Here is a 9,074-nt window from a genome sequence, read left to right on the forward strand (position 1 = left end):
AGGCCGCGGTCACTCCATCATCGGCGGACAGCGGTTCGACTGGCAGGAAAACGACATCTTCTGCGTGCCCTCGTGGGCCTGGCACGAACACGCCAACGACGACGACCGCAACGATGCGTGCCTGTTCTCGTTCAACGACTTCCCCGTCATGCACGCACTCGACCTCTACCAAGAAGCCGCCTACACCGACAACCACGGACACCAGCACCCGTGACCGCCACCTCGGTCACCTTGAGGGGCTCCCAACTGCGAAAGTGATCGCACCATCGAGCCCGACCCCACAAGCCCCTCCCCACATCCCCTCCCATTCCCGAACATATTTCCGCACGGGACGTGAGACGTTCGAAGGACCTGATCGATGACAACTGACACCGGCAATCCCGGATCCAACCCCTCACCACCGGCGACTCCGATCAAGCGGGTCGCAACAGCCAGCTTGATCGGCAGCGCCCTCGAGTGGTACGACTTCTTCTTGTACGGCACTGCCGCCGCACTGGTTTTCGGCCCGTTGTTCTTCACCGGCGATGATTCGTTGACCGGTACGCTGGCGGCTTTCGGCACCTTCGCCATCGGCTTCGTCGCCCGCCCCATCGGTGGTGTTGTCTTCGGTCACTTCGGTGACCGACTCGGCCGTAAGTCGATGCTCGTGATCACCTTGATGATGATGGGCGTATGTACCGCCCTGATCGGTCTGCTTCCCACCTATCAGCAAATCGGATTCTGGGCCCCGGTCCTGCTGGTTGTGCTTCGCATCATCCAGGGCATCGCAGTCGGCGGTGAATGGGGCGGTGCTGTGCTGCTGATCAGTGAGAATGCTCAACCTCATCGCCGAGGCTTCTTCTCCGCTTTCAGCCAGGTCGGCGTCACCATCGGTTTCATCTTGTCATCGTCGGTCTTCGCCCTGGTCACTCTCCTTCCGGATGAGCAGTTTCTGACATGGGGTTGGCGCATCCCCTTCCTGTTGGGTCTGGTTCTCATGCTCGCCGGTTTGATCATCCGCATGAAGATCACCGAAACCCCTGTCTTCCAGGAGCTGCAGACCAAAGGCAAGGTCGAGCGTTACCCCGCACTCGAGGCGATTCGCACGCAACGGCGCTCCATCCTGCTCACGGTCGGTGCGCGGATGGCCGAGAACGGCGGCTCCTACATTTTTCTGGTCTTCTCCCTGGCATACGGCAGTCATCTGGGTATCAGCAGCGACGTCATCCTGCCGGCCATCATTGCTGCCAACGTCGTGCAGACCTTCACCATGGTCGGCTTCGGCAGACTGTCCGACCGTGTGGGTCGCCGACCGGTCTATCTCTTCGGTGCGATCGGCGTCGTCGTGTGGGCAGTGCCGTTCTTCCTGCTGATGAACACGGGAACACCGGCAATGATCTGGATTGCCATCATCGTCGCCGTGGGTCTGTGCCACAGCGCCATGATCGGCACCCAACCGAGTTTCTTCAGCGAGTTGTTCACTGGCAAGGTCCGCTACAGCGGTCTGTCGATCGGCCATGAAGTCGCGGCGATCTTCGCCGGTGGCATTGCCCCACTCATCGCTACGGCCCTGCTCGCCTGGGCCGGTCACTTCTGGCCGATCGCGATTTACCTGGCGATCCTCGGTCTGATCAGCACCATTGCGGTCTACTGCGCTCCCGAGACCGCAAGCCGGTTCCAGACCTCGACGCCGGGCTCGGGTCGCGATCACAACTCAGTGAACACAGGACGCATCGGAGAGTCGGTATGAGCGCCGCCAACACTGCTGTCCTCATCGGTGCTGCGGAAGAGCCCTACACTCGGCATCCCGCCGCCGCTACGACTACACAATCGATGCTTGCTGCCGCCATCCGCAGTGCTGTCGCCGACGCGGGTTTGACGATTGCGGATATCGATGGCCTGGCGGTATCGAGCTTCACCCTCAAACCCGACCATACTGTCGATCTGGCCATGAAGTGTGGTTTGAGTCTGCGCTGGATCATGGAAGACACCAACGGCGGCGCCAGCGGGGTCAACATGCTCCAACACGCGGTACGCGCAGTCGAAGCCGGCGACGCCAACACCATTGTCATCGCCGCTGGTGACCGTATGACTCATGACGACTTCCGGGCCCTGGTCTCCGAATACAACGGCATTACTCGAGACCACGTCACATCTGCCGGTATGTCGGGTCCCAACGCAATGTTCGCTCTGCTGACCCAACGCCACATGAAAAAGTACGGACTGGCGGAAACCGACTACGGTGCCATCGCTGTGGCCCAGCGGCAATGGGCATCGCTGAATCCCCGTGCGGTCTACCGCACGCCCATGACACTCGACGATTACCTTGCCGCCCCGATGGTGGCCGCACCGCTGCGGCGTTTCGACTGCGTTCCCCCCGTCAGCGGTGCTGATGCTGTCGTCGTCACCCGAGCGGACCTGGCTGCCGACCGACATACTGTCCGAGTTCGCGCCATCGGCGGGAGTATCAACTGGGACAACCACACCGGTGACGGATTACAGACAGGATTGACAGATATCGCACCCGGTCTGTGGGAGCGCAGCGGCGTGGACCCGACCGATATCGAGCTCGTCAACGTCTACGACGACTACCCCGTGATGGTGCTCATCCAACTCGCCGACCTCGGACTCGTGCCTGATGACGACTTCGGCAAAGCGGTGCATCGCATGCTCCACCACCGATGGCCCGTCAACACCTCGGGCGGGCAATTGTCCGCAGGCCAGGCAGGGTCGGCAGGGGGACTGCACGGGCTCGTTGAAGCGACTACGCAATTGCTCGGGCACGCCGGGAAGCGACAAGTCGAAGCACGCCTGGCGGCAGTGACCGGATACGGCATGGTCACCTACCGCTATGGTGCGTGCGCCAACATGACGATTCTGGAGGCGATGTGACTACCGGAATCCAGATGCAGCGCTGCACCCGATGCGCCACCGTCGCCTTTCCGTTCCGGCTCCTGTGCCCTCACTGCCATGGTCACGAATTCGAGAACGTCATGGCACGGCAGGGCACCGTCGAAGAGTGGACCGCCCAACACACCGACCCACCTACTCGCTTCGCCTCCGTCCGCTGCGACCTCGGTCCTATCGTCGTCGCGGCCGTCCACGGTCCGCCCATCACACCGGGCATGACGATCGAGCTGACCTCGATACCTCCGACAGCGCCGGACAACCCGATCGGGTACGTACCGACACCCCACGCCCAGGAGAAACGATGACAGTGGAACTAGCTGCACGCGAACGTGCGTCCGCGCCCTTGCGTGGACTGCCCATCACCGAATGCACGTTGCCGGCGTTGTTGAACCGACAGGCCGACGCCTTCGGGAGCAAGACATTGCTCGAGATCGACGGCTCGTCCTACACCTACATCCAGGTTCGTGATCGCGCTGCCATGACGGCCGCGGTGCTCGAACAGGCTGGAATCCGGTCCGGAGACCGGGTCGCGACACTGGCGGGCAATCGACTCGAACTGCTGGAAACCATCCTGGGAGCTACCTGGATGGGGGCGGTGGCGGTGCCCTTGAACGCAGAACTGCGAGGAGAGCAACTTCTCCATGCGCTGGCCAACTCCGGCGCCCGCATTCTGGTCATCGAATCCGCTCTGCTCGAACGGCTCCAGGAGATCACCCTCCCCTCCACATTGGAGCGGGTGTGGTCCTTGGACAGCCCTTCCGCCGAGCCGGTTTCTGCGCTACGTGTCGAGCGATTCCCCGTACTCTCGGGTGCGAGACCGGCCGCGCCTGTTGCTCCAGGAGACACCGCAGCACTGCTCTATACCTCGGGCACCACCGGTGTGTCCAAGGGAGTGTGTTGCCCTCATGCCCAGTTCTACTGGTGGGGCGTCAATGTCAGTGAGCAGCTCGGTATCACCGAGAAGGATGTCCTTTACACCTGTCTGCCGTTGTTCCACACCAATGCCCTCAATACGTTCGTCCAGGCTCTGGTCTCGGGTGCCACTTTCGTTGTCGGCAGGAGATTTTCCGCCAGTCGATTCTGGCAAGAGGTCACCGAATCGGGTGCTACGGTCACCTATCTGCTCGGCGCGATGATCAACATCTTGTGGTCCCGTGAGCCAGGTCCCTTCGACCGTGCCCACCGGGTGCGTATCGCGTTGTCACCGGCCACACCGGCCACCTTGTTCGAACCTTTCCGGCAGCGTTTCGGGTTCGATCTCAGCGACGGGTTCGGATCCACGGAAACGAACGCGGCGATCAACTCGGCGCCAGAAGCGCCTCGGGCCGGTTATCTGGGGCGCGTGCAACCCGACTTCGACGCGATTGTCGTCGACGAATACGACGTGGAAGTTCCGGACGGTACTCCGGGCGAACTGCTGTTGCGATCCCGTGTGCCGTTCGGCTTCGCCACCGGCTACTTCACCATGCCGGACAAGACCGTCGAAGCCTGGCAGAACTTGTGGTTCCATACCGGTGATCGGGTGGTCCGGGAGCCGGACGGATGGTTCAGATTCGTCGATCGTCTCAAGGACGTGATCCGGCGTCGCGGCGAGAACATCTCCTCGTTCGAGGTCGAGCAGGTTCTCTGTCTGCATCCCGGCGTGGAAACCGCCGCGGCGTTTCCGGTGGCATCGGACATGGCCGAGGACGAGGTCATGGTCTCGGTCGTGCCCAAGGAGGGCTACGAACTGCACCCAGCAGACATCGTGGCCCATTGCAGCGACAGGCTGGCCAAGTTCGCTGTGCCCCGCTTCGTCGACATCGTTGCCGAACTGCCCAGGACCGCCAACGGCAAGATACGCAAAGCGGAACTCCGCGAGCGCGGCAGGACCGACACCACATGGGATCGCGAACACATTCACGATCGGTAACACCGCTTTCCGTGACGGCAGGGCTGCCGGAGTCTTCGGCTGCCCTGCCGATATTGCGGCCTATCTACGTGGCCACCGATCCGGTGGTGACAGAAAAGACAGTGCACAATGAAGACCCCAGCATCGATCGGCGCGCATCCGTGGCGTCAGTGGCCTCATCGACGTCGTACGCTCCAAGAAATCATTTGTCACGCTGCTGAACACCAGGCGGATGAACCGGTACTGACCGTCGCCGATCGCTCCTATACCGGACGTGACCTCGCCGATGTCGCTGCCCGCTGTGCGCAGTTCTTGCAGCGTCACGGTGTCACACCCGGGGACCGGGTGGTCGTCGCCACCGCCAATCGCCGAGAAATGATCGAACTGTTCCTCGGGTGTGCGTGGAGCGCAGCAGTATTCACTCCTCTCAACCCTGCACTGCGGGGGGAGATGCTGCGCCACCAACTCCGCGCAGCACGCCCTACTGTGGTGGTGTTCGATCGTGTCACCGAGACCAATCTCGCCGAGGCGAGCGATGTATTCGATCACCCGGATCCGGTGTTGGTCCGGATCTCGACAGAGCCACTGGACGGATATGCCGACGATGAAGTGGATCGACACCACGCTTCGGTAGCGAATGCAGTCGAGTTCCAGCTCGGGGAGACCGGCGCCGAAGCAGTTACGGTAGCGCCGGAGACGACGGCGGCCATCTTGTTCACCTCGGGTACCACGGGACCATCAAAGGGTGTCATCATGCCCCATGGGCAGTTCTTTTGGTGGTCGGTGATCTGCACCGAGCAGTTGCAGTTGACGTCGGCCGACACCTTGTACACCTGCTTGCCGCTATTTCACACCAATGCGCTGACCACGCTGTTGCAGGCGCTGGGCGCCCAGGCACGCGCGGTCATCGGTCCGAAGTTCTCGGTGTCGGCGTTCTGGGACCGCCTGCGTCAGTCCGAGGCCACGGTCACCTTCCTTCTGGGGGCGATGAGCAGCATGCTGTGGAACCGCAAACCCGAGGTGTTCGACAAGGAGAACTCCGCACTGCGTGTGATCCTCGGACCAGGCATCGAACCTGCCATCAAACGCGACTTCGAAGACCACTTCGGAGTCGAAGTGGCCGAGGGCTTCGGCATGACCGAAATCGGAGTGGCGTTCTATACCCCGTTGGGCCAGCACACCGAAGGACTGCTGGGATTTCCCCATCCGGACTACGAGGTCGCTGTCGTCGATGCCGCGGATTGCCCGCTGCCGGACGGGCACGTCGGTGAGCTCGTCATTCGCCCCCGGCAACCTGCTCTGATCTCGGCGGGGTATTTCAACGCCCCCGAGGCCACGACTTCCTCACGTCGCAATCTGTGGTTTCACACCGGTGATCTGGTGAGGAAACAGTCAGATGGTATGTACCGATACGTCGACCGGCTGAAAGACTCGATCCGTCGCCGCGGCGAGAACATCTCCAGCTACGAAGTCGAAGCTGCCTTCCTCGAGCATCCGGAGGTGGCTGCAGCAGCAGCGATCGCAGTACCGAGTGATCTCGGTGAGGACGAAGTGATGGTGTGCTTGCAGATGACCGACGGTAGTACCACCGAGATCGAAAAATTGATGGCATTCGCGGAACCTCATCTGCCGGCCTTTGCGCTGCCCCGCTATGTGCGTATAGTCGCCGCCTTACCGCTGACTGCCAACGGCAAGGTGTCCAAGGCAGTTCTTCGGAACGAGGGTGTCACCGACGACACGTGGGAAAAGCTGTAGCCGTACCACGGGTTCAGCTCCGAGACGAGTTGCGTTCAGTCACTCTGAAGCAGGCGAGGTTCTCGTCCTGGACAGATGCAGTGCCCCGCCAAGGATGAGCTTGGCGGGGCACTGCATCTGTCTAGGGTCCGGTGTCGTTGTCCTCGTCTATCGGCCGGGGTGTGCGGCGCACGGGTTCCGTTACGTCCTTTGCTGCTCGACGGAAGCGAAGGAACGAAGAGATTCAGTGCCCGCCGCTGACCGTCAGGACATGTCCTGTGATCGCGCCTGCATTCTCGGACGCGAGGAACGCCACCGCCGCGGCGACCTCGGCCGCTGTCACCAACCGGCGAAGCGGAGTGTGTTCGACGAGCTCGGCGACGACATGCGGGGCAATCGTGGCGCCTTTCTCGGCGGTCAGGCCGGGAGCTACGAGATTGACTGTGACTCCTGCCGGCCCCAGCTCCCACGCCAGCGCGCGTGAGGCCGCAGTCATCCCGCCCTTGGCGGCGATGTACGAGACATCGGACTGCATCGAACCGTCGACCAGATCGGTGGAGACGGTGATTATTCGTCCCCAGTGGTGGTGGGCCATTGTCTGTGCGCAATGCCGAGTGATCGCTAAGGTGCCCTCGAGATTCGTGCGCACAAGCGACGCCCAGTCCATTGTGGTCTGGTAGAAAGGCTCCGCCTGCTCGACATTGTCTGGCCAGGCCACCGCATTGTTCACCAGCACACCCAGAGGGCCGAGTTGGGCGTGCATCCTTGCGATCGTCGGAATCACCGAGTCCGGATCGTCCAGCACCGCTGGGACGGCCCTTGCGGCTCCGCCCTCGGTGTTGATCTCATCTACGACTTCCTGTGCCCGTGTGCTGTCACCTCGATAGCCGACTCCAACGGCGAACCCGGATCGGGCCAGAGCAAGGCAGATATGTCGTCCGATGGCGCCGGCGCCGCCGGTGACCAAAGCGCTGCGGTGTTGTTCCGGTGCGGAGGCCGTCACGAAATCGGCTTTCCCTCGCTGGTGGACCATTTCGCCATCATCTCATTCGACGGCAAAGTCTTGTCGACCAGCTTGCGTGCTTGTTCGATTCCTGCCACAGGAAGTCCGGTCGGTTCCAGCAAGCCGATCTGCACCAACACACTGGCCTGATCCCAGTAGATATGTTCGTTGCAAAGCTTGTCGCCTTCGATGGTGACGATGGCCACGAGGGGGATCTCCACATACTTGCCGGTGGGCGGGATACCGGGAAGAAGCCAATCCATCTCTCGATCATGTGTGAAGCACAGCAGCTGTTCTTCGACAATCCGGTTGGCACCGACGGTACGAGACAGGGTGATGGACTTCAGGTCGGAGGGATTGGTAGGGACGAAGTGGTAGGCATAGAACCGGGACAGATCCTTCTGTCCCACTCCGCCAGTAAGTGTCGGGATGTGGTTGACGTACGGTTCATCGATCATCGTCGCCATGGTCGCGGGCACATCGCGGGTGACGAATTCGTGGTAGACGTGATCGTCCCAGATCGCGTTGAGATCGTATCGGGGGCCGATCGTGTTGCGTAGCACTGCCAGTGTTCGAGCGTAAGCGAGGTCGGCTGCAACCGGATCGAATACGTCTCGTCCGGTCGTGCCGAACGCGTGGTCTACACCGTCGTAGTCGTAGATCTGCACAAGATCGTTGTCGGTAAACGCTGCACGGATAGCGGTTCGCGCCGGCTCGGGGCAGAATGCGTCCAGCTCGGCCAGGTGGAATGCAGTCGGCACCTGCAGGTTCTTTGCCTCGTCGAGGTGCTCATGTACGCCGACACCGTAATAACTTACCGCGCAGTCGATGTCGAGACGTACCGCCGATAGATAGGACAGTAACCCGCCCATGCAGTATCCAACGATGCCAACCCCCCCGGCCTGATTGTCGAACGCACGCAGGGTGCGAACGGTATCGGCGATGTCGTCGATCGCGGTGTCGTTGTCGAGCGCATCTCGAAGTTGCAGTCCGCGGGCAACGCCGTCGTCGTCGTAACCCAGTTCCACGCGCTGTTCGGATCGCCAGAACAGGTCCGGCACGAGCACGACATAGCCTTCTCGGGCGTACAACTCGGCAGTTTCGCGCATGTAGTCGTTGACGCCGAAGATCTCCTGTAACAAGACCAGGCCGGGGCCGGATCCCTGCTCGGGTTCGGCGAGGTAGGCGGCGAATGTTTCGCCAGAGGCCTTAACGATATCGATGTACTTACCCATGGAAGTTTCAGATCCTTCTTCGAGGCCGTTGTCTGCGGTGCTCGGGGCACTGCATCCACGGTGGTGATGTACTTACTGCTGCACCGTCGTCGTCGGTTCGAGGGCGTCTTCTACGGTTTGGTGTCCGTTGTTGTCGGTGTAGGCGGCTTCTTGGTAGAGGTCGAGTGCGTGCATGACGGGGAAGTCGTTGAACGAGAACAAGCACGCATCGTTGCGGTCGTCGTCGTTGGCGTGTTCGTGCCAGGCCCACGAGGGCACGCAGAAGATGTCGTTTTCCTGCCAGTCGAACCGCTGTCCGCCGATGATGGAGTGACCGCGGCCC

The 9,074-nt window shown here is 61.6% G+C and carries 7 protein-coding genes and 2 pseudogenes; 6 read left to right on the forward strand and 3 right to left on the reverse strand.

Features of this window, described 5'->3' with window-relative positions; genetic code table 11:
* The 6 genes and pseudogenes from ACPCXD_RS22685 to ACPCXD_RS22710 form a co-directional block, all read left to right on the forward strand.
* A pseudogene (locus ACPCXD_RS22685) lies at positions 1 to 214 on the forward strand (cupin domain-containing protein); the annotation flags it as partial.
* Between the two features lie 144 nt (positions 215 to 358).
* The gene (locus ACPCXD_RS22690; protein WP_423661186.1) at positions 359 to 1,729 is read left to right on the forward strand and encodes an MFS transporter; all 1,371 of its coding nucleotides are present in this window, start codon (positions 359 to 361) and stop codon (positions 1,727 to 1,729) included.
* Complete coding sequence (locus ACPCXD_RS22695) at positions 1,726 to 2,871, forward strand: thiolase family protein (RefSeq protein ID WP_423661187.1); 1,146 nt, start codon at positions 1,726 to 1,728, stop codon at positions 2,869 to 2,871. Before ACPCXD_RS22690 ends, ACPCXD_RS22695 begins: the two co-directional genes overlap by 4 nt.
* Positions 2,872 to 2,885: 14 nt before the next feature.
* Positions 2,886 to 3,194 carry a Zn-ribbon domain-containing OB-fold protein gene (locus ACPCXD_RS22700; protein WP_423661190.1) on the forward strand — a complete coding sequence of 103 codons (309 nt, stop codon included), beginning with the start codon at positions 2,886 to 2,888 and terminating at the stop codon, positions 3,192 to 3,194.
* On the forward strand, positions 3,191 to 4,801 hold the full coding sequence (locus ACPCXD_RS22705) for an ATP-dependent acyl-CoA ligase (protein ID WP_423661188.1): 1,611 nt from the start codon (positions 3,191 to 3,193) through the stop codon (positions 4,799 to 4,801). The genes ACPCXD_RS22700 and ACPCXD_RS22705 overlap by 4 nt, the downstream gene beginning before the upstream one ends.
* Positions 4,802 to 4,909: 108 nt before the next feature.
* The gene (locus ACPCXD_RS22710; protein WP_423661189.1) at positions 4,910 to 6,535 is read left to right on the forward strand and encodes an AMP-binding protein; all 1,626 of its coding nucleotides are present in this window, start codon (positions 4,910 to 4,912) and stop codon (positions 6,533 to 6,535) included.
* A gap of 223 nt (positions 6,536 to 6,758) precedes the next feature.
* On the opposite strand, the gene ACPCXD_RS22715 is transcribed toward ACPCXD_RS22710, so the two are convergent.
* The 3 genes and pseudogenes from ACPCXD_RS22715 to ACPCXD_RS22725 form a co-directional block, all read right to left on the reverse strand.
* A complete protein-coding gene (locus tag ACPCXD_RS22715; protein ID WP_186455282.1) occupies positions 6,759 to 7,517 on the reverse strand; it encodes an SDR family oxidoreductase in 759 nt (252 codons plus the stop codon).
* Positions 7,514 to 8,752, reverse strand: a complete 1,239-nt coding sequence (locus ACPCXD_RS22720; protein ID WP_145693097.1) for a dienelactone hydrolase family protein — start codon at positions 8,750 to 8,752, stop codon at positions 7,514 to 7,516. Before ACPCXD_RS22720 ends, ACPCXD_RS22715 begins: the two co-directional genes overlap by 4 nt.
* A gap of 72 nt (positions 8,753 to 8,824) precedes the next feature.
* Positions 8,825 to 9,074 (reverse strand): annotated as a pseudogene (locus ACPCXD_RS22725) (hypothetical protein); the annotation flags it as partial.

The sequence above is a fragment of the Rhodococcus sp. AB351 genome (assembly GCF_049538275.1).
GTDB lineage: Bacteria > Actinomycetota > Actinomycetes > Mycobacteriales > Mycobacteriaceae > Rhodococcus.